Origin of the sequence: Mesorhizobium sp. M0496 (genome assembly GCF_040321205.1) — a bacterium.
In the GTDB taxonomy this organism is placed as follows: Bacteria; Pseudomonadota; Alphaproteobacteria; order Rhizobiales; family Rhizobiaceae; genus Mesorhizobium.
In genome coordinates, this window is record NZ_JAMYRC010000013.1 from 113,047 (window position 1) to 131,767 (window position 18,721).

Below are 18,721 nucleotides of genomic sequence, written 5' to 3' on the forward strand. Positions count from 1 at the left end.
GCGATCACCACCACATTTGGTGCGACGAAAAATTTCGAAAGGATTTCTGCATGACCACTGTCAAGGTCGACAAGAGCAATTTCCAGGCCGATGTGCTTAACGCCAGCGTACCGGTCGTCGTCGATTTCTGGGCGGAATGGTGCGGTCCCTGCAAGATGATCGCGCCGGCGCTGGAAGACATCGCCACCGAACTCGGCGCCAAGATCAAGATCGCCAAGCTGAACATCGACGAGAATCCCGAGCTTGCCGCGCAGTTCGGCGTGCGCTCGATCCCGACGCTGATGATCTTCAAGGGCGGCGAAGTGGCCGACATGAAGGTCGGTGCGGCGCCCAAGACCGCGCTGTCGCACTGGATCAATGGCAGCCTCGCCTGATCCATCTGAAATTCGTGACCATCAAGCCCGGCCTAGCGCCGGGCTTTTTGTTGGCGTCATCTACAGCGCCGCGCGTCCTTGGACGCGCAAAGGACGCTGTAGCAGTTTGATTGGCGCATGATCCTTTCAGAAAATCGATTCCGATTTTCTGGGTCATGCGCTGCGCCGCTCTGGCCCTCGCGTCCGGCCACTCCATGTCATCTGCTTGAGGGAGATAGGAGAACCCAATGACCGGATCCGCCAAGGCCACCGTCTTCATCGACAATGAGCGTGTCATCGTCACCGAATATCGCTTCGCGCCGGGCGAAAACACCGGCTGGCACCGCCACGGCCACGACTATGTCGTCGTGCCGCTGATGGACGGCAAGGTGAGGCTGTTGACCAAGGACGGCGAATCCTTTGCCGAGATGAAGAAGGGCGCACCCTATTTCCGCAAGGAAGGCGTCGAGCACGACGTCATCAACGCCAATGACGGTGAATATGCCTTCATCGAGATCGAGCTGAGGTGATGGCCTGCCATCAACTGCCATCTTGATGGCAGGCGCAGGAAAGGCTATATCTTTCTCAAAAGGGAGTTTGAAATGGCCGAACCCCAGCTTTCCGTCCGCAGCGCAAAAGCACGTGATCTTGCGCATCGACTCGCTCGTCGCGAAAACCGCTCAATAGCTGATATCGTCGAACGCGCGCTTGAATCCTATGAGATTCGGGAGGCCGGGCGAGAACCGGCATCCGCCTTCTACTCTCGCCTGACGGCAAGCGTTGGCGTCGACATCGATCTGGAAGAAATCATCCGGGAAGGCCGCAAGGTCCATACAGGGCCGGAGCTTTGATTTTCGTCGACACCAATGTGATTTCAGAGAGCCTTAGAAAGGCGCCTGACGCGGCTGTCATGGCTTGGCTGGTCCGCAACGATGCCGAACTGGCGCTTCCCACGGTCACGATTGCCGAGATCGCTTTCGGCATCCAAAAGATACGACCTGACGAGCGTGCCGATCGCCTAGAGCAAGGTCTCTCCCAATGGCGCCATCGCTTTGCCGGTCGCATTTTTGGGCTGACGGAGGAGGCGGCTCTGGCTTATGGCGAGATTATGGGAGCGGCGACGCGCCAGGGCCGGGGCATGTCGGCACCCGATGGCATGATTGCAGCGATAGTGCGCGTGAATGGCGGTCGGCTGGCGACGCGTAACCTGAACGACTTCGGTCCGGCCAACCTTGAGCTGATCTCACCTTGGGATTTCTAATGCATGTCGCCCAAAAGTGATCTCGGTTTTGGGAAGACGACATGCATAAAAACAAAGACCTAAAGCGCGCCGCCTGAATCCGTTCAAACGCGACGCGCTTTAGGGCGTTTCACCGTTTCACGGAAAGGCAGAATGCTCTACCAGTCGGCGATACGATCGCCGCCGGCGAATTGCGCACTTTTTTCGGTGTATTCGAACAGCTCTATTTTCACGTCGTTCGGGTCGCGGATCCAGGCCTGGTAAGTGTCGTCGCAGGCGAGTTTCCTGGACGTGACCTCGCATCCCTTCGACCGGATGTGAGCGATTGCCGCGTCGATATCTTCTACTTCGAGGCAGAAATGGTTGATCTGGTTCAGGTCGCTGTAGCGGGCCTCGCTTTTCCGGAACACCTCGACATGGCTGCGACCGCCGCAATCGAGATAGAACCCGAAAATCTTGCCGTCACGCAGGAAATTGAAGCGGGTGTCCATTCCCAGCACGTCGCGGTAGAAGCTTCGCGTCGCCTCCAGGTCGTCGGCGAAGATACAGACGTGAGCGAGTTGCTTGACCTTGATCATGACTGGCTCCTCTCGAGAAGGTCTGGCCTTAGGTTGGCGGCGTGCCGTTCTCGGCCAGGACAGCGCCAGCCAGATAAAGCGAACCGCCGATCAGGATGCGCGGCGCCGGACCATCCCAGGTGTCGCGCAGCAGCATCAGCGCATTGGCGACCGAACTCACCGGCTCGGCCGTCAACCCGGCATCCGTCGCGCGGATCGCCAGTTCGTCGTTCGGCACGCCGGCCTCGCTGAGGCTCACCGGCACCGTGTAGACATGCCGGGCGAGGCCCTTGAAGGCACGGAAATAGCCGCTCTGGTCCTTGGTGTTGATCATGCCCGAGATGAGGAAGAGCGGCCGCGGGTTCTTTTCTTCCTGCTCGGCCAGCGCTTCGGCAATGACCACGCCGGCGCCGGGATTGTGGCCGCCATCGAGCCAGATATCGGCGCCCTTGGGCGCCAGTTCGGCCAGCCGGCCTTGCGCCAGCTTCTGCATGCGGCCGGGCCAGGCGACACTGATCATCGCCTTTTCGGCGGCGCGATGGCTGATCTCGAAACCGGCCGCCTTGACCGCTGCGATCGCCGCCGCCGCATTGGCGAACTGGTGGCGCCCCGGCAGCCGCGGCGGCGGCAGGTCCATCAAACCGTCTTCGTCCTGGTAGACCATGCGGCCGTTTTCCTCGAAGGCGAGGAAATCCTGGCCATAGACGAAGGTGGGACACTCGAGCCGCTCGGCGGTTTCGATCAGCACCTGCAGCGCCGTCTCGCTTTCCTGAGCGCCGATGACCACCGGGCAGCCAGGCTTGATGATGCCGGCCTTTTCGGCCGCGATCAGTTCGACACGGTCGCCGAGATGGGCCTCGTGGTCGAGCGACACCGGCATGATCACCGATACGGCCGGCTCCTTGACGACATTGGTGGCATCGAAACGGCCGCCGAGCCCGACCTCGATGATGGCGACATCGGCCTGATGTTCGGAAAATAGCAGGAAAGCAACTGCGGTGAGAATCTCGAAGACGGTAATCGTCTCGCCTTCATTGGCCCTGGCGACGCGCGCGATGGCGTCGGCGAATACCCTGTCCTCGACCAGCCTGCCGCCGCCATCGGCGGCCAACCGATAGCGCTCGTGCCAGTTGACCAAATGCGGCGAGGTGTGGACATGGACGCGGTAGTCCGCCGCCTCGAGCAGGGCGCGCGAAAAGGCCGCGCACGAGCCCTTGCCATTGGTGCCGGCGATGTGGATCACCGGCGGCAACCGGTCCTGCGGATTATCAAGCCGCTCCAGCACGCGCGAAATGCGGTCGAGCGAAAGGTCGAAGCCTTTCGGGTGAAGCGCCATCAGGGCTCCGATTTCGCGGTCGGCGGCAAGCGTCATCATGGAAGAATCCTATGCGGGTCGCAAAGCGCGCGCAATCGCGGTTCGCGGCGCACGATGTCGCGTCAGGCGTGCGGTCGGGCTTCCGTCGGGATGGTGGCCGGCGGCAGGATTTCCGGCTCCAGCGGCTTTTGCTCCTCCGGCAGCTTGAGCAGCATCTTGAGCAGGCGCGCGATGGTTTCGCGCAATTCCAGCCGCGACACCACCATGTCGACCATGCCGTGCTCCATCAGATATTCGGAGCGCTGGAAGCCGTCGGGCAGTTTTTCCCGGATGGTCTGTTCGATGACGCGCGGTCCGGCAAAGCCGATCAGTGCGCCGGGCTCGGCGATGTGCACGTCGCCCAGCATGGCGTAGGAGGCCGTGACGCCGCCGGTGGTCGGGTTGGTCAAAACGACAATGTAGGGAAGGCCGGCTTCCTTCAGCCGGTCGACGCCGACCGTGGTCCTCGGCAATTGCATGAGGGACAAAATACCTTCCTGCATACGGGCGCCGCCGGAGGCGGCAAACAGGATCAGCGGCCGCTTGCGCTGCAGGGCGACTTCAAAACCATGCACGATGGCGTCACCGGCAGCCATGCCGAGCGAGCCGCCCATGAAGGCGAAGTCCTGCACCGTGACCACAACCGGCAGGCCCTCGACGGTCCCCAGCGCGTTGATGATCGCATCTTCCAGGCCGGTCTTGGCCTTGGCGTCCTTCAGCCGGTCGACATAGCGCTTCTCGTCGCGGAATTTCAGCGGGTCCTGCATGACCTTGGGGTTGTCCAGGGTCTCGTATTTGCCGTCGTCGAAGAAGAATTTCAGCCGCTCCTTGGCCGAGATCTTCATGTGATGGCCGGACGAGGGGATGACGAACTGGTTGGATTCCAGATCCTTGTGGAACACCATCTCGCCGGTCTCCGGATCCTTGATCCAGAGATTCTCGGGCATGTCGGTGCGTCGGCCGAGCATCGAATTGATCTTCGGGCGAACGTAATTGGTGATCCAGTTCATCGCTTCGGCTCCTGTCCTGACGAAGAGTTGGGTAAAGAGGTAGGGAAACTATTCGGCGGCAGCAAGGCGGGCCGAGCGCACACCTTGCGCAAGGCCGCTGACCAACGTGGCCACGGCTTCGGCAGGGTCGGCGGTCTTTTCGCCTTTCGGCCCCAGCACATTGGCCACCGCATTGACGATCGCGGTGCCGACGACGACGCCGTCGGCATTGGCGCCGATGTCGCGGGCCTGCTCGGCGGTCTTGACGCCGAAGCCGACGCAGACCGGCAGGTCGGTGTGGCCCTTGATGCGCTTGACCGCCGCCGCCACCTTGCCGGTGTCGGCCAGCGCCGAGCCGGTGATGCCGGTCATCGACACATAATAGACGAAGCCCGACGTGTTCTGCAGCACCTTGGGCAGGCGCTTGTCGTCGGTGGTCGGCGTCGCCAGCCGGATGAAATTGATGCCAGCCTTGAGCGCCGGAATGCACAGTTCCTCATCCATCTCCGGCGGCAGGTCGACGACGATCAGTCCGTCGATGCCGCTGGCGATCGCGTCCTTGAGAAAGCGGTCGACGCCATAGATGTAGATCGGGTTGTAGTAGCCCATCAAAACGATAGGTGTCTCATTGTCGCCGGTCCGGAACTCCGACGCCATCTTCAGCGTCTTGACCAGCGTCTGGCCGCCTTTCAGCGCCCTGAGGCCCGCCGCCTGGATCGCCGGGCCGTCGGCCATCGGGTCGGAAAACGGCATGCCGAGCTCGATGATGTCGGCGCCTGCGCCGGGCAGTGCCTTCATGATCGACAGCGAGGTATCGTAGTCCGGGTCGCCACCCATGAAATAGGTGACGAGCGCCGGGCGGCCTTCGGTCTTCAGCTTCGCCATGCGGCGATCGATGCGGGTAGCCATGATCAGATCTCCATGCCCAGCATCGAGGCCACCGTATGCACGTCCTTGTCGCCACGGCCGGACAGATTGACGATGACGATCTGGTCCTTGTCCATGGCGGGCACGATCTTCACCGCATGCGCGATGGCATGCGCCGATTCCAGCGCCGGAATGATGCCTTCGACGCGCGTCGTCAGCTTGAAGGCTTCCAGCGCCTCGTCGTCGAGGATCGGCACATATTCGACGCGGCCTGAATCGCGCAGCCAGGAATGTTCCGGCCCGACGCCGGGATAGTCCAGTCCGGCCGAGATCGAATGGCCGTCCATGATCTGGCCGTCGGCATTCTGCAGGAGATAGGTGCGGTTGCCATGCAGCACGCCCGGCGCGCCGGCATTCATCGAGGCGCAATGCTCGATGCCATTGAGGCCGCGCCCGCCGGCCTCGATGCCGATGATGCGAACCTCTTTGTCGTCGAGGAAGGGATGGAACAAGCCGATGGCGTTCGAACCGCCGCCGACAGCGGCGATGATCGTGTCCGGCAGCCGGCCTTCCTGTTCGAGGATCTGCGCGCGCGCCTCGATGCCGATCACCGACTGGAAGTCGCGCACCAGCTCCGGATAGGGATGCGGGCCGGCGGCGGTACCGATGAGGTAATAAGTGTCCTCGACATTGGTCACCCAATCGCGAAGGGCCTCGTTCATGGCGTCCTTCAGCGTGCCGTGGCCGGCGGTCACCGGCCGCACTTCGGCGCCGAGAAGCTTCATGCGGAAGACGTTGGGGCTTTGCCGGGCGACGTCGGTGGCGCCCATATAGACGACGCAGGGAAAGCCGAAGCGGGCCGCGACTGTCGCCGACGCCACGCCGTGCTGGCCGGCGCCCGTCTCGGCGATGATGCGCTTCTTGCCCATGCGCTTGGCCAGCAGGATCTGGCCGAGGCAGTTGTTGATCTTGTGCGAACCGGTGTGGTTCAGATCCTCGCGCTTGAAATAGACTTTCGCGCCACCGAGATGCCTGGTCAGCCCTTCGGCGAAATAGAGCTTTGAGGGCCGCCCGGCATAGTGGGTCGAGAGGTCGGTGAGTTCAGCCCTGAAATCCGCGTCGTTCTTGACCTCGTTCCAGTGCCGCTCCAGGTCGAGGATCAGCGGCATCAATGTTTCGGCAACGAAACGACCGCCGAAAATACCGAACATGCCCTGTTCGTCGGGTCCAGTGCGGAAGGAATTGGGTGTCGCCGGCTTGTTCATCGCCGATCTCCTGGCATCTTGATGTCTTGAGCATGTTCTTGTCGGAAAACCAGTTCCCACATGCTCTGTTTGAACCGGTCAGGCGGCGCGGTTGTCGCGCGCTGCCCTGACGGCCCGGAAAAACTGTTCGATCAGCGCCGGATCCTTGACGCCCGGCGCGCTTTCCACGCCTGAGGAAATGTCTATTCCGGGCGGGTTAGCAAGCTGAAGGGCCTCGCCGATGTTGGCGGCGTTGAGCCCACCGGAAAGCATGTAATCGACGCCGGCGTCAAGGCCGACAAGAACGCGCCAATCGAAGGCCACCCCGTTGCCACCCGGCAACTCAGAGCCCTTTGGTGGCTTGGCGTCGAAGAGGAAGCGGTCGGCGACGCCGATGAACGGCTTTATCCGTTCGAGATCGGCAGCCACGCTGAGCGGCAGCGCCTTCATCACCGGCAGGCCATAGCTGGCCTTCACCTCGGCCACCCGCTCCGGCGTTTCCGCGCCATGCAGCTGCAGCATGTCGGGCTGCATCTTGGCAACGATTTCATCCAGGAAGACGTCACCGGCATCGACGGTGACGGCAACCGCTTTGGCCTTGCCGCGTGCGGCTTCGCGCAGACGGCCAGCCTCGGCAGGTTGGACATAGCGTGGGCTTTTCGGGAAGAAAATAAACCCGACATGGCTGGCGCCGCCGGCCAGCGCCGCGGCCATTGCCCCGTCGGTTTTCAAGCCGCAGATCTTGATGTCGAGTGCCATGGCGCGGGAATTGGCATGAAAAGCGAAAAGAGTCGAGAAAAAGCATGCTGTTTGCCGGCAAGGCCAAAGGCGCTACCTATGGATGGATAGGATGCAAGGCGGGAGCACGATCATGGCCGACAGAACCGTTGCCGAACTCAGGCAGAAGATAACGCAGGCGCGCGAGGTCATCGCCCACCTGATGGACAAGGCCGCCTTCAACGGCGCCGAGGCACACCGCGCGCTCGACTATTTCGGCAGCGACGCCTTCGACGGCAATTTTTTGCCCTGGCCGCATCATGGCGATGAGGGGCTGCGTCCGGAGGAGCTCAACGCTGCCAATGACGATTGAATGTCGTCATCCTAGGGCGGAGCGACGCGAAGCGGAGCGCAGACCCTAGGATGACGACATTGGAGGTGGCTTCGCCAATCTTCAATGGTCACGTGAGTAGCCTACTGCGCTCGACGTGCCGCCCGGCTGCCTCTACTCGAACGCAATCGCCTGCAGCGCGCCGCCATTGCGCTTCAGCCATGCCTTGCAGCGCTCCGTGTCCGGGCAAAGCTGCTCGCACAGCTTCCAGAATTTCGGCCCGTGGTTCATCTCCTTGAGATGCGCCACTTCATGCGCGACGAGGTAATTGATCACCGGCGACGGCGCCATCATGATCCGCCAGGAGAAGGACAGATTGCCGTCGGAGGTGCAGGAGCCCCAGCGGCTCGACGTGTCCTTGAAACGGACGGCCTTGGCGCGCTTGCCCAGCGCCTGGGTGTGCTTGAGCACCAGCTTCTCGATTTCCTTCTTGGCCTCGCGCTTGAGAAAATCGGCGACGCGGCGCGGCAGGTGTATGCGGTCGCCATGCACGATCAGCAGCGGGCCGCGCTCGTCGCTCGACATGGTCACGGTCCCGCGGCTTGAAGGCTCATGGACTATGCGGTGCGCCACGCCACGCACTGGGATCTTGATGCCGGGCCGCACCTGCGGCCGAGCCGGAACCTTGGCCAAACGCTGTTCCAGCCAGTCCTGATGGCGGTCGAGGAATTTTTCCACTTCGCCCCGGCGCAAGCCTGGCGGCACGGTGATGCGCAGGCCCTGGCCACCGGAATCGATGCGTAGCGTCAGCCGCCTTGCGCGATCGTTCTCGACGATCTTGAGCGGCAGCGAGCGTCCGGCAACGACATGCTCGCGCTCTTCGGGCGCGGGCTTGGGCTTTGGCAGATTGCGGAAGAAGCCGAAAGACATGGCCGGACGATACGTGATTCGAGGAAAACGAATAGAACAAAAAAGAAACGGCGCCGCTTTCGCGACGCCGTTTTTTCACGATGTGACCAGTCGCCGGGTCATTAGAGCGACGTGCGTCCAATTGGACGCACAAAGTACGCTCTAACACTTTTGAATCTACGCATCGTGCTTTCCGAAAATCGAAGTCGATTTTCGGGCCGATGCGCTAGTCGTCAAGCAGGTTCGAACCCTTGCCACGCTTGGTGGTCGTCCCCGTGCTCGGATCGGCCTTGGTTGGCGCCGTCGACTTGTTGCGGTTGGCCATGAAACGGTCGAACTCGTCCTGGTCCTTGGCGCGGCGCAATTCGCGGGCGTACTCGTCGAACTCGGTCAGCATCTCGTCGAGCTTGCGGCGTTCCTCAGCGAGGCGCTCAAGTTCTTTTTCGCGCCAGTCGTCGAAAGCGACATTGCCGGTGCGGGCGGAGCCGTGACCCCAGCGCGCGGCCTTGTCGGAACCGCGGCGGCAGCCGGCGAAGATGCCGTCGGTCGCGCGGTTGACGTCACGCTTCAAGCCATCGAGGCGGTCACCCCAGATGATGTAGGCGAGCATGGCGAAGCCGAGTGGCCAGAACACCATGAAACCGATCACCATCAACGCGATGGTTGCCGGCGTCCAGGCCGGGCGGATCAATGCAGATGTGTTCATTTTCTCCCATTCCTTCGGTTGGAGACAGCCAAGACCGGCTGCGTGGAATCGAAATGGGAAGAAGAAAACGGCGATTCAAGACAATATCCGCCAAAACCGGACAAGAGGCTGAAATGATTGTTGCTTTTTGAATGCTTCGAGGAAAAGCACGACCAATCCGGCGACAAGTCCCCAAAATGCAGCGCCGACGCCGAACAGCGTCAGTCCCGACGCGGTGACGGCGAAGGTGACGGTGGCAGGCATGTGTTCGCCTTCATCCTTCAAGGCGATCGACAAAGCATTGGCAAGCGGCGCCATCAGCGCGAGACCGGCCACCAGCACGATCAGGCTCTGCGGCAGCACGGCGAAGATCGCCACCAGCGAAGCGCCGAAAATGGCGAAGATGAGATAGGCGAGCGCATAGAACGGACCGGTCTTCCAGCGCTCGGCGGGGTCTGGATGGACGTCAGGTCCGGTGCAGATCGCCGCCGAAATCGCCGCCAGATTGGTGGTCGAGCCGCCAAACGGCGCCGACAGCAGCGAAAGCAGGCCGGTGACGCCGATCAGCGGGCCGGGCTCCGGGTGATAGCCGGCGGCGCGCAGCACGGCGAGGCCGGAGAGGTTCTGCGAAGCCATGGTGACGAGATAGAGCGGCAGCGCCAGGCCGATGATCGCGGCGGCGCTGAACTGCGGCGCGATCAGCGTCAGCGTCGACAGTTCCGGCGTCGGCAGGCCGCCGACGCGGCCGGTGAGAAATGCCGCGAGGCCGCCGCCGATCAGGACGACCAGCACCGACACCGCCGGATTGAACAGCCTGATGATGAAAAAGGCCGCGATCAGCGGCAGGATCAGCCAGGGATCGGCGGGGATGGCCTTGACCGCGTTGATGGCGAAGCTGACGAGGATGCCGGCCAGCATGCCGGATGCCACCGACGCCGGTATCCTGGCGATCAGCCGCGTCAGCGGGCCGAACAGGCCGGTAGCGATCAACAGGATGCCGGTGACGATGAAGGCTCCGACCGCCTCGTTCATCGAAAAGCCGCTCGACGCGGCGATCAGCGCCAGGCCCGGCGTCGACCATGCGGTGATAACAGGCATTTTCGTGCGCCAGGACAGCCACAGGCACTCGATCGCCATCGCCAGGCAGATCGCCGTTACCCAGCTCGCCGTCTCGATCTGCGTCGCGCCGACCGCCTTGGCGGCGGCAATGACGATGGCCAGCGTGCCGCCGAAGCCGACGATTGCCGCGACGAAGGCGGATATCGGAATGGAAAGGCGCATCAGTTTCCCCTCTGCGCCATCGCGTCGACAGCCCGCACCAGCATGTCGAGATCCTGCGGCCGCGACAGACGGTGGTCGCCATCGGGGATCAGCGACAAGGTCACGTCGTCGGCCGGCAGCAGGCTGACCAGCTTCAGCGCGTGGCTTGCCGGCACGTCCGCATCGGCCAGCCCCTGCAAGATGTGCACTGGGCAATGCGTGTCGATCGGACCCGACATCACCCTGTTATCGCGCCCGTCCTCGATCAGGGCGCGCGTGTAGATGTAGGGCTCGGCGGCATAGTCCGACGGCTCTTCGAAAAACCCCTTTTTGGCGAGGTCGCGTTTCTGCGCCTTTGTCAGCGCCGGTTCGACCAGCTCAACGGTAAAATCCGGTGCCGGCGCCAGCAGCACCAGGCCGGCGACGTTGCTGTCGCCCGCTTTGCGCAATTCCTGCACCATGCGCAGCGCAATCCAGGCGCCCATAGAGGAGCCGACCAGGATCTGCCTGCCCTTGGTGAAATGCCTGAACACGGCAAGGCTTTGCGCAAGCCATATCGAAATCGTCCCGTCGGCAAAGGCGCCGCCGGATTCGCCATGGCCTGAATAATCATGGCGCAGGAACGCGCGGCCTTCTCTTGCCGCCCAGTCCGACAGCGTCTGCGCCTTCGTGCCAAGCATGTCCGACTTGTAGCCGCCGAGCCAGACGATGCCGGGCGCAGAGCCAGCAGTGTGGCGCACCGCGATGCGCGATCCCCCAACACCGGGAAAGATTGGGACATCTAGAAAGAGTGGGGGCGTGACAATCATGGTTTTTTCCTCAACATCGGTCTTGTGACACAGCCGGCGGCGAGGCGGAAAGTGCTCGCGATGTTTCTTTGTTTGGTGCAGGGCAGCGATCAGGGTGATTTTCTGTCAATGCTGTGCTATTGACTCCGCCCGCGCGCTCACCACATTGGCGCGTCCACGCATCAACACTGACAAACCCTGAACGAAACGGCCAAGGAGACCACGACCATTCGCAGACCTTTCAAAGCAGCGGCGCCGACCAAGGATGGCCCGCGCTCCAACCGTGATATCCGGGTTCCCCGGGTCCAGCTTATCGACGCCGAAGGTCAGAACCGCGGCGATATTTCCATCAACGACGCATTGCTGCTCGCCGAAGAGGCTGGGCTCGATCTCGTCGAGATATCGCCCAATGCGGTGCCCCCCGTCGTCAAGATTCTCGATCTCGGCAAGTTGAAATACGCCAACCAGAAGAAGGCGGCCGAGGCGCGCAAGAATCAGAAGGTCATCGAGATCAAGGAGATCAAGATGCGCCCGAACATCGACAGCCATGACTATGAGACCAAGATGAAGGCGGTTCGCCGCTTCTTCGAGGAAGGCGACAAGGTCAAGCTGACGCTGCGGTTCCGTGGCCGCGAGATGGCGCATATGGAACTCGGCATGCAGCTTCTGAACAAGGTTCGCGAGGAAGTAGCGACCATCGCCAAGGTCGAGGCGGAACCGAAGCTCGAAGGCCGCCAGATGATGATGGTGCTGTCGCCGCGCTAAGCCGCGCTAAGGTGTGCTGAATACCAACACGTCTGAGATCACGATGACGTCAGGCTGGGTTGTCGCGCTTAAATCCGCCTGAATCACATCCCAAGGCGTCCCGGCGATCGGCGGGACGCCTTATTTCATTGGCCCAAGCTGCGACCGCCAGCAAAGCTCTTCGACGATCGGATTCCGCCATGGTCAATGAAGTCAAGATTTCGGACGTTCAGGACTTTAAATACGGGCTGGGCAACTATCAGCGGACACGCAGGATGGTGCTTGCCGTTCTGGTCCTGGTGCTGTTCGCGGCGTTGTTGTTCGGCCAATCGACCTTCCCGCCTGAAACCTGGGTGCATGAGTCGATCGAAATGTTCGGCGTGCTGCTGATTTTCCTCGGCATCGTCGGGCGCCTTTGGTCGACGCTCTACATTGGCGGGCGCAAATCTTCCGAGGTGGTGACCGGCGGGCCTTACTCGATCACCCGCAACCCACTTTATGTGTTCTCGACGGTAGCCGCGGCCGGCGTCGGGGCGCAGATCGGTTCGTTCTCCGGCATCGTTCTCTTCGCGCTTCTGTGCGCGGGCGCCTTCCATATCGTCATCCTGCGCGAGGAGAAATTCCTCAAGGAAGTACTCGGCGCGCCGTATGCGGCCTATCTGGCGCGGGTGCCGCGCTTCTTCCCGAAATTGTCGCTCTACCAGGAGGGCGACACGGGCAGCTTCAAGCCGCGCCTGTTGTTGACCACGCTGCTCGACGGCCTGGTGTTCCTCGTCGCGCTGCCGGCCTTCGAGCTGATCGATGGCGCTCAGCAGTCGGGCATGTTGCCGGTGCTGTTCCGGCTGCCTTAAGCCAAGGTAAGGCCTAGATAGGGCGCGCCCGGCTTCGGGTGTTGCACAGCAGCCGTCTTTCACGTATAGGACCGCCGTTCAAGAAAACCGCCCGGCAGGGCATGCCGTGGCGGTTTCATTTGCTTTTCGGGCTTTGGTCGGCCCGAAGCGAACAAGAAGCGCGATACTGCGCCAACAATACGGAGTAGCAAAATGCCCAAGATGAAGACCAAGTCCGCCGCCAAAAAGCGGTTCAAGATCACAGGTACGGGTAAAGTCCTGTCGGCTGCGGCCGGCAAGCGTCACGGCATGATCAAGCGTTCCAACAAGTTCATTCGAAATGCCCGCGGCACGATGGTTCTGGCTGAACCGGATGGCAAGAAGGTCATCAAGAATTTTCTTCCGAACGGCCTCTAAGGCATTCGGTCCGGACACGTTTTAAGGAGATCATGACATGGCACGCGTAAAGAGAGGCGTCACCTCGCACGCCAAGCACAAGAAGGTCCTGAAAGCCGCAAAAGGCTTCTACGGCCGCCGCAAGAACACCATCCGCATCGCCAAGCAGGCGGTGGAAAAGTCGCTGCAGTACGCTTACCGCGACCGCAAGAACCGCAAGCGCTCGTTCCGCGCTCTGTGGATCCAGCGCATCAACGCAGCGACCCACGAGCATGGCCTGACCTATGGCCGCTTCATCGACGGCCTCAACAAGTCGGGCATCGAGATCGATCGCAAGATCCTGTCGGATATGGCCATCCACGAGCCGCAGGCTTTCGCAGCGCTTGTGGCCAAGGCCAAGGTGGCGCTCGAATATCTGAAGAACACCACGCCGAACGCTTTTGAAAGCGCTGTCGCCTAAGACCAGCGCTTCCCAAGCATTCGCAATTCTGATTTGGGGAACCCGCGCTGGCACGGCTGGCGCGGGTTCTTTTTTGACTCTGATGTAACCAAATTGGTGACACGCCTGATGGTGGCGGGTCGCCCGATCGAGAGAGCTTCGCCGTGAACGCCACCGCTGGAAATCTTGAAGCCCTGGAAGATTCACTTCTGGCCGACATCGCGTCGGCCGCCGATGAGCCGGCCATCGAGGCCGTGCGCATCGCTGCCTTCGGCAAGAAGGGCACAGTGTCCGAGATGCTGAAAACGCTTGGCGCCATGACCGCCGAGGAGCGGCAGGTCAAGGGTCCTGTTATCAACGGCCTCAAGAACCGCGTCACCGACGCGCTGACGGCCCGCAAGGCCGAACTCAGGGATGCGGCGATCACCGCCCGTCTGGCCGCCGAAAAGGTCGACGTGACGCTGCCGGTGCGGCAGTCGCCGGCCGAGCGCGGCCGCATCCATCCGATCAGCCAGGTCATCGACGAGATCGCGGCGATCTTCGGCGATCTCGGTTTCTCCATAGCCGAAGGTCCGGATATCGAGACCGACTATTACAATTTCACCGCGCTGAATTTCCCCGAAGGCCATCCGGCGCGCGAGATGCACGACACCTTCTTCTTCCAGCCGGACGAGAAGGGCGAGCGGAAGCTTTTGCGCACCCACACCTCGCCGGTGCAGATCCGCACCATGGAGACGAAGAAGCCGCCGATCCGCATTGTCATTCCGGGCAAGACATACCGGCAGGATTCCGACGCCACCCATTCGCCGATGTTCCATCAGGTCGAGGGGCTTGTGATCGACAAGACAGCCAATGTCGCCAACATGAAGTGGGTGCTGGAGGAGTTCTGCAAGGCCTTCTTCGAGGTGCCACAGGTCAAGATGCGCTTCCGGCCGTCCTTCTTCCCGTTCACCGAGCCCAGCCTCGAGGTCGACATTCAGTGCGACCGCTCAAGGCCCGGCGAAGTGCGCTTCGGCGAAGGCTCCGACTGGATGGAGATCCTCGGCTGCGGCATGGTGCACCCCAACGTGCTGCGCCATGGCGGGCTCGACCCGGACGAATATCAGGGCTTTGCCTGGGGCATGGGCATCGACCGCATCGCCATGCTGAAATACGGCATGCCGGACCTGCGCGCCTTCTTCGATGCGGATGTACGCTGGCTGTCGCATTACGGTTTCAGGCCGCTCGACATGCCGACGCTGTTCGGCGGCCTGAGCGCATGACAGCGCCGCACACCGGCGGCTGTCGCTGCGGCGCCGTGCGGTTCGAGGCCTCGGCCGAACCGCATCACGTCAGCTATTGCCATTGCGGCGATTGCCGGCGGGCCAGCGGCGCGCCGGTATCGGCCTTTGTCGGCTTCCTGGTCGGTCAGGTCGCGTTCACCGGCAAGGCGCTGAAGATGTACGAGAACGGCCCGGTGACGCGCTCCTTCTGCGGCATCTGCGGCTCGCCCATCGCCTATGTCGACGAGCGGCTGGAGGACGACATCTACTTCATGCTCGGCGCCATGGACATGCCGGCCGATTTCAAGCCGACGCTGCATGCCTATGTCAGCGAGCAGCTTCCCTTCCTGCATATGTCCGACGACCTGCCGAGACATCTGAAAACAAGCGTCAAAAGACCAGACGGAACAATCCAATGAAATTCACCCTTTCCTGGCTCAAAGATCATCTCGAGACCGATGCCACGCTCGACGAGATCGTCGAACGGCTGACCTCGATCGGCCTCGAAGTCGAGCATGTCGACGACAAGTCGAGCCTGAAACCGTTCGTCATCGCCAGGGTTCTGACGGCGGTGCAGCATCCCGATGCCGACCGGCTGCGCGTGCTCACCGTCGACACCGGCGACGGCAAGCCACCGGTGCAGGTCGTTTGCGGCGCGCCCAATGCACGCGCGGGCCTGATCGGCGCCTTTGCCGCGCCCGGCACCTATGTTCCCGGCATCGACGTGACGCTGACGGTCGGCAAGATCAGGGGCGTCGAAAGCCATGGCATGATGTGTTCCGAGCGCGAGCTGGAACTTTCCGACGAGCACCACGGCATCATCGACCTGCCTGAAGATGCGCCGGTCGGCACCAGCTTCGCCGCCTATGCGCATCTCGACGATCCGGTCATCGAGATCAACCTGACACCCAACCGGCCGGACGCGACCAGCGTCTACGGCATCGCCAGGGATCTGGCGGCGAGCGGTCTTGGTCGCCTCGTCGGCGGCGCCATCATGCCCCATGTCGGCAACGGCATGTGCCCGGTGAAGGTGACGATCGTGGCGCCGGAACTTTGCCCCGGCTTTGCGCTGCGGCTGGTGCGTGGCGTCAAGAACGGTCCATCGCCGAAATGGCTGCAGCAGCGCTTGATCGCCATTGGGCTGCGGCCGATCAGTGCGCTGGTCGACATCACCAATTATGTCACCTTCGATCGCGGCCGGCCGCTGCATGTGTTCGACGCGAAGAAGGTTGCCGGCAATCTGGCCGTGCGGCGCGCGCACGATGGCGAAAAGGTGCAGGCGCTCGACGGCCGCGAATACACGCTGACACCAGAGATGTGCGTCATAGCAGACGACAATGGCGTCGAGTCGATCGCCGGCATCATGGGCGGCGAGCATTCGGGCTGTGACGAGAACACCACTGACGTGCTGATCGAATCTGCCCTTTGGGATCCGATCACCACGGCGCGCACCGGCCGCACGCTCGGCATCATCACCGACGCGCGCTACCGCTTCGAGCGCGGCGTCGACCCTGAATTCATGGTGCCCGGCGTCGAGCTGGCGACCAGATTGGTGCTCGATTTCTGCGGCGGCACGCCGACGGAGATCGAAGTGGCAGGCTATGGAGGCCACACGCCCAGGATCGTCTCCTTCCCGCTCTCGGAAGTGAAGCGGCTGACCGGCATCGAAGTGCCAACGGAGGAAAGCCGCCATATCCTGTCGCGCCTTGGCTTCAAGCCTGAGGGCTCGGGCGACGTCATCGATGTGGCGGTGCCGTCCTGGCGCCCGGATATCGACGGCAAGGCCGACCTGGTCGAGGAGGTGATGCGTATCCACGGCGTCGACAACATCGCACCGCAGCCGCTCGGTGCGCATGACGCGGTCAATGCCAAGATCCTCACCACGCTGCAGGTGCGTACCCGCACGGCCAAGCGCGCGCTTGCTGTACGCGGCATGATGGAAGCCGTCACCTGGTCGTTCATCCCGGCCAAACACGCCGAATTGTTCGGCGGTGGCCAGACGGCACTGAAACTCGCCAACCCGATCGCCGCCGACATGTCCGACATGCGGCCCTCGCTCTTGCCGGGGCTGATCGCCGCTGCCCAGCGCAACGCCGACAGGGGCATCGGCGACGTGGCGCTGTTCGAAGTTTCGGGCACCTATGAAGGCGACGGCGCCGACCAGCAGCGGCGCGTGGCCGCCGGCGTGCGTCGCGGCACCGCCAAGCTCGACGGTTCCGGCCGCAACTGGGCCGGCAATTCCGGCCCGGTCGGCGTGTTCGACGCCAAGGCCGACGCCATCGCCGCGCTCGAAGCCTGCGGCGCGCCGGTCGAGCGGCTGCAGATCGAGGCCGGCGGCCCGGCCTGGTATCATCCCGGCCGTTCCGGCACGATCAAGCTCGGCCCGAAAACCGTGCTCGGCACCTTCGGTGAATTTCACCCGAAGACGCTTGAGGGCCTCGACGCTTCCGGGCCGCTCTGCGGTTTCGAAGTGTTCGTCGATGCCGTGCCCGAGCCGAAGGCCAAGCCGACGAAAACCAAGCCGAAGCTGGAACTGTCTGCCTTCCAGGCGGTCAAGCGCGACTTCGCTTTCGTCGTGGACAAGACCCTCGAGGCCGGCACGCTAGTGCGCGCGGCGCTCGCCGCCGACAAGAAGCTGATATCAGGCGTTTCGGTGTTCGATATCTTCGAGGGAGCATCGCTTGGCGAGGCCAAAAAATCGATCGCCATCGAAGTGTCGATCCAGCCGGTCGAGAAGACATTGACCGACGAGGATTTCGAGGCGCTGGCCAAGCGCATCGTCGAGAATGTCGGCAAGCAGACCGGCGGCGTTCTGCGCGGCTAGAGTCTTTTGACGCAATTCCCAAGGGAAAGCGCTCTGCGCTTTTCCCGGGAAAACCGTTTCACACTTTTCCTGGAATTGCTCTGAGCCTTGCGAGCAGATGGCGAATCGCCCTCCAAAAGGGCGATGGACCATCTGCGTTATTCCGGCCTTCCTTTCGAAACGCAACGCACGGCGTTTCTTGAGATCGTCTCGGCTGACCCGCTCGTTCGCGAAGCGCTGACGCATGCCCGCGCGCTTGGTCTTGCCGACTGGCTGGTCGTCTCCGGCGCGCTCTACAACTCTGTCTGGAACCATCTGACCGGTAAGCAGCCGGGCTATGGCATCAAAGATGTCGACCTGTTCTATTTCGATGACAGCGACCTGTCCTACGAGGCGGAGGACGCGGTGATCCGCCGCGCGGCGGTGCATTTCGATGGACTGCCGCTGCCGGTCGAGGTGCGCAACCAGGCGCGGGTGCATCTGTGGTATCCGCAGAAATTCGGCCAATCGTGCCCACGCTATTCGAGTTCCAGCGAATCCGTCAGCTATTTCGCGTCGAAGACCCACGCGGTCGGCGTGCGATACAACGCGGATGGGCAGCTCGATCTGGTGGCGCCGTTCGGGCTCGACGACATTTTCTCGTTTCGCATCGTGCCGAACCGGGTGATGGACAACCAGCGGACGCATGAGGTGAAGAGTGCGCGGGCGAAGGAGCACTGGCCGGAGATTTCGGTGGTGGCTTGGTAGGAATGCCGGAATGTCGGCGCGAGGCACCCCCCTCTGTCCTGCCGGACATCTCCCCCGCAAGGGGCAGGGCTGTCCGGGGAAAGTTTTGAGTGAATCGAAATGCCGCATGTGCATGCCCCGCAAAACGGGGTTTGTCCGTCTTCTCTCTGGTTGTCGAGACTCAGAAAAGGAACGGGGCATGCGCTTTGCACCTAGCATCTTCGGGC

Annotated in this window: 23 protein-coding genes; 13 read left to right on the top strand and 10 right to left on the bottom strand. The window is 62.3% G+C overall.

Going from position 1 to position 18,721, the window contains the following annotated elements:
* Positions 1-50: 50 nt before the first annotated feature.
* The 4 genes from trxA (at position 51) to NKI73_RS14415 (ending at position 1,614) form a co-directional block, all read left to right on the top strand.
* Complete coding sequence (gene trxA, locus NKI73_RS14400; RefSeq protein WP_023761143.1) at positions 51-374, top strand: thioredoxin; 324 nt, start codon at positions 51-53, stop codon at positions 372-374.
* Positions 375-601: 227 nt separating this feature from the next.
* On the top strand, positions 602-883 hold the full coding sequence (locus tag NKI73_RS14405; RefSeq protein WP_352630664.1) for a cupin domain-containing protein: 282 nt from the start codon (positions 602-604) through the stop codon (positions 881-883).
* A gap of 72 nt (positions 884-955) precedes the next feature.
* Positions 956-1,204 (top strand): plasmid stabilization protein, encoded by a 249-nt coding sequence (locus tag NKI73_RS14410; RefSeq protein WP_352630666.1) that lies wholly within the window; start codon positions 956-958, stop codon positions 1,202-1,204.
* Entirely contained in the window at positions 1,201-1,614 is a 414-nt protein-coding gene (locus tag NKI73_RS14415; protein ID WP_352630668.1) for a type II toxin-antitoxin system VapC family toxin, read from the top strand. The genes NKI73_RS14410 and NKI73_RS14415 overlap by 4 nt, the downstream gene beginning before the upstream one ends.
* A 137-nt stretch (positions 1,615-1,751) precedes the next feature.
* On the opposite strand, the gene NKI73_RS14420 is transcribed toward NKI73_RS14415, so the two are convergent.
* From NKI73_RS14420 to NKI73_RS14445, 6 genes are all read right to left on the bottom strand, one after another.
* Positions 1,752-2,171, bottom strand: coding sequence for a VOC family protein (locus NKI73_RS14420; RefSeq protein WP_352630670.1), 420 nt, complete (start codon positions 2,169-2,171; stop codon positions 1,752-1,754).
* Between the two features lie 28 nt (positions 2,172-2,199).
* Positions 2,200-3,525, bottom strand: a complete 1,326-nt coding sequence (locus NKI73_RS14425) for a bifunctional folylpolyglutamate synthase/dihydrofolate synthase (RefSeq protein WP_352630672.1) — start codon at positions 3,523-3,525, stop codon at positions 2,200-2,202.
* A 62-nt stretch (positions 3,526-3,587) separates the two neighbouring features.
* Positions 3,588-4,514: an acetyl-CoA carboxylase, carboxyltransferase subunit beta gene (gene accD, locus NKI73_RS14430; protein ID WP_352630674.1), complete on the bottom strand. Its 927-nt coding sequence runs from the start codon at positions 4,512-4,514 to the stop codon at positions 3,588-3,590.
* A gap of 48 nt (positions 4,515-4,562) precedes the next feature.
* Positions 4,563-5,402: a tryptophan synthase subunit alpha gene (gene trpA, locus NKI73_RS14435; protein ID WP_352630676.1), complete on the bottom strand. Its 840-nt coding sequence runs from the start codon at positions 5,400-5,402 to the stop codon at positions 4,563-4,565.
* Between the two features lie 2 nt (positions 5,403-5,404).
* The gene (gene trpB, locus NKI73_RS14440) at positions 5,405-6,625 is read right to left on the bottom strand and encodes a tryptophan synthase subunit beta (protein ID WP_352630678.1); all 1,221 of its coding nucleotides are present in this window, start codon (positions 6,623-6,625) and stop codon (positions 5,405-5,407) included.
* A 78-nt stretch (positions 6,626-6,703) separates the two neighbouring features.
* Entirely contained in the window at positions 6,704-7,363 is a 660-nt protein-coding gene (locus NKI73_RS14445; RefSeq protein WP_352630680.1) for a phosphoribosylanthranilate isomerase, read from the bottom strand.
* A 112-nt stretch (positions 7,364-7,475) separates the two neighbouring features.
* On the opposite strand from NKI73_RS14445, the gene NKI73_RS14450 reads away from it, so the two are divergent.
* Positions 7,476-7,694 carry a hypothetical protein gene (locus NKI73_RS14450; protein WP_352630682.1) on the top strand — a complete coding sequence of 73 codons (219 nt, stop codon included), beginning with the start codon at positions 7,476-7,478 and terminating at the stop codon, positions 7,692-7,694.
* 132 nt (positions 7,695-7,826) lie between these two features.
* Here NKI73_RS14450 and NKI73_RS14455 read toward each other — a convergent pair whose 3' ends face one another.
* The 4 genes from NKI73_RS14455 to NKI73_RS14470 all read right to left on the bottom strand — a co-directional run bounded on the left by NKI73_RS14455 (position 7,827) and on the right by NKI73_RS14470 (position 11,315).
* Positions 7,827-8,582 carry a M48 family metallopeptidase gene (locus NKI73_RS14455; protein WP_352630684.1) on the bottom strand — a complete coding sequence of 252 codons (756 nt, stop codon included), beginning with the start codon at positions 8,580-8,582 and terminating at the stop codon, positions 7,827-7,829.
* A 205-nt stretch (positions 8,583-8,787) separates the two neighbouring features.
* A complete protein-coding gene (locus NKI73_RS14460) occupies positions 8,788-9,267 on the bottom strand; it encodes a DUF2852 domain-containing protein (protein WP_352630686.1) in 480 nt (159 codons plus the stop codon).
* A gap of 75 nt (positions 9,268-9,342) precedes the next feature.
* Positions 9,343-10,527 carry a benzoate/H(+) symporter BenE family transporter gene (locus NKI73_RS14465; protein ID WP_352630688.1) on the bottom strand — a complete coding sequence of 395 codons (1,185 nt, stop codon included), beginning with the start codon at positions 10,525-10,527 and terminating at the stop codon, positions 9,343-9,345.
* Positions 10,527-11,315: an alpha/beta hydrolase gene (locus NKI73_RS14470; RefSeq protein ID WP_352630690.1), complete on the bottom strand. Its 789-nt coding sequence runs from the start codon at positions 11,313-11,315 to the stop codon at positions 10,527-10,529. The genes NKI73_RS14465 and NKI73_RS14470 overlap by 1 nt, the downstream gene beginning before the upstream one ends.
* A gap of 207 nt (positions 11,316-11,522) precedes the next feature.
* Here NKI73_RS14470 and infC point away from each other — a divergent pair, with 207 nt between their 5' ends.
* The 8 genes from infC (at position 11,523) to NKI73_RS14510 (ending at position 18,515) form a co-directional block, all read left to right on the top strand.
* A complete protein-coding gene (gene infC / locus NKI73_RS14475) occupies positions 11,523-12,059 on the top strand; it encodes a translation initiation factor IF-3 (RefSeq protein ID WP_352630715.1) in 537 nt (178 codons plus the stop codon).
* A 179-nt stretch (positions 12,060-12,238) separates the two neighbouring features.
* The gene (locus NKI73_RS14480; protein WP_352630692.1) at positions 12,239-12,889 is read left to right on the top strand and encodes a methyltransferase family protein; all 651 of its coding nucleotides are present in this window, start codon (positions 12,239-12,241) and stop codon (positions 12,887-12,889) included.
* Between the two features lie 192 nt (positions 12,890-13,081).
* Positions 13,082-13,285 carry a 50S ribosomal protein L35 gene (rpmI, locus tag NKI73_RS14485; RefSeq protein ID WP_006201248.1) on the top strand — a complete coding sequence of 68 codons (204 nt, stop codon included), beginning with the start codon at positions 13,082-13,084 and terminating at the stop codon, positions 13,283-13,285.
* A gap of 37 nt (positions 13,286-13,322) precedes the next feature.
* On the top strand, positions 13,323-13,724 hold the full coding sequence (gene rplT, locus NKI73_RS14490; protein ID WP_013528310.1) for a 50S ribosomal protein L20: 402 nt from the start codon (positions 13,323-13,325) through the stop codon (positions 13,722-13,724).
* Positions 13,725-13,867: 143 nt separating this feature from the next.
* Positions 13,868-14,965, top strand: a complete 1,098-nt coding sequence (pheS, locus tag NKI73_RS14495; RefSeq protein ID WP_352630694.1) for a phenylalanine--tRNA ligase subunit alpha — start codon at positions 13,868-13,870, stop codon at positions 14,963-14,965.
* Entirely contained in the window at positions 14,962-15,384 is a 423-nt protein-coding gene (locus NKI73_RS14500; RefSeq protein WP_352630696.1) for a GFA family protein, read from the top strand. The genes pheS and NKI73_RS14500 overlap by 4 nt, the downstream gene beginning before the upstream one ends.
* Positions 15,381-17,789: a phenylalanine--tRNA ligase subunit beta gene (gene pheT, locus NKI73_RS14505; protein WP_352630698.1), complete on the top strand. Its 2,409-nt coding sequence runs from the start codon at positions 15,381-15,383 to the stop codon at positions 17,787-17,789. Before NKI73_RS14500 ends, pheT begins: the two co-directional genes overlap by 4 nt.
* Before the next feature lie 123 nt (positions 17,790-17,912).
* Complete coding sequence (locus NKI73_RS14510) at positions 17,913-18,515, top strand: nucleotidyltransferase family protein (RefSeq protein WP_352630700.1); 603 nt, start codon at positions 17,913-17,915, stop codon at positions 18,513-18,515.
* Positions 18,516-18,721: the final 206 nt, after the last annotated feature.

Excerpts from the sequence above, each read along its gene's own strand:
- trxA (WP_023761143.1), top strand. The coding sequence starts at position 51 with ATGACCACTGTCAAGGTCGACAAGAGCAATTTCCAGGCCGATGTGCTT.
- NKI73_RS14405 (WP_352630664.1), top strand. The coding sequence starts at position 602 with ATGACCGGATCCGCCAAGGCCACCGTCTTCATCGACAATGAGCGTGTC.
- NKI73_RS14410 (WP_352630666.1), top strand. The coding sequence starts at position 956 with ATGGCCGAACCCCAGCTTTCCGTCCGCAGCGCAAAAGCACGTGATCTT.
- NKI73_RS14420 (WP_352630670.1), bottom strand. The coding sequence starts at position 2,171 with ATGATCAAGGTCAAGCAACTCGCTCACGTCTGTATCTTCGCCGACGAC.
- NKI73_RS14425 (WP_352630672.1), bottom strand. The coding sequence starts at position 3,525 with ATGATGACGCTTGCCGCCGACCGCGAAATCGGAGCCCTGATGGCGCTT.
- accD (WP_352630674.1), bottom strand. The coding sequence starts at position 4,514 with ATGAACTGGATCACCAATTACGTTCGCCCGAAGATCAATTCGATGCTC.
- trpA (WP_352630676.1), bottom strand. The coding sequence starts at position 5,402 with ATGGCTACCCGCATCGATCGCCGCATGGCGAAGCTGAAGACCGAAGGC.
- trpB (WP_352630678.1), bottom strand. The coding sequence starts at position 6,625 with ATGAACAAGCCGGCGACACCCAATTCCTTCCGCACTGGACCCGACGAA.
- NKI73_RS14445 (WP_352630680.1), bottom strand. The coding sequence starts at position 7,363 with ATGGCACTCGACATCAAGATCTGCGGCTTGAAAACCGACGGGGCAATG.
- NKI73_RS14450 (WP_352630682.1), top strand. The coding sequence starts at position 7,476 with ATGGCCGACAGAACCGTTGCCGAACTCAGGCAGAAGATAACGCAGGCG.
- NKI73_RS14455 (WP_352630684.1), bottom strand. The coding sequence starts at position 8,582 with ATGTCTTTCGGCTTCTTCCGCAATCTGCCAAAGCCCAAGCCCGCGCCC.
- NKI73_RS14460 (WP_352630686.1), bottom strand. The coding sequence starts at position 9,267 with ATGAACACATCTGCATTGATCCGCCCGGCCTGGACGCCGGCAACCATC.
- NKI73_RS14465 (WP_352630688.1), bottom strand. The coding sequence starts at position 10,527 with ATGCGCCTTTCCATTCCGATATCCGCCTTCGTCGCGGCAATCGTCGGC.
- NKI73_RS14470 (WP_352630690.1), bottom strand. The coding sequence starts at position 11,315 with ATGATTGTCACGCCCCCACTCTTTCTAGATGTCCCAATCTTTCCCGGT.
- NKI73_RS14480 (WP_352630692.1), top strand. The coding sequence starts at position 12,239 with ATGGTCAATGAAGTCAAGATTTCGGACGTTCAGGACTTTAAATACGGG.
- rpmI (WP_006201248.1), top strand. The coding sequence starts at position 13,082 with ATGCCCAAGATGAAGACCAAGTCCGCCGCCAAAAAGCGGTTCAAGATC.
- rplT (WP_013528310.1), top strand. The coding sequence starts at position 13,323 with ATGGCACGCGTAAAGAGAGGCGTCACCTCGCACGCCAAGCACAAGAAG.
- NKI73_RS14500 (WP_352630696.1), top strand. The coding sequence starts at position 14,962 with ATGACAGCGCCGCACACCGGCGGCTGTCGCTGCGGCGCCGTGCGGTTC.
- pheT (WP_352630698.1), top strand. The coding sequence starts at position 15,381 with ATGAAATTCACCCTTTCCTGGCTCAAAGATCATCTCGAGACCGATGCC.
- NKI73_RS14510 (WP_352630700.1), top strand. The coding sequence starts at position 17,913 with ATGGACCATCTGCGTTATTCCGGCCTTCCTTTCGAAACGCAACGCACG.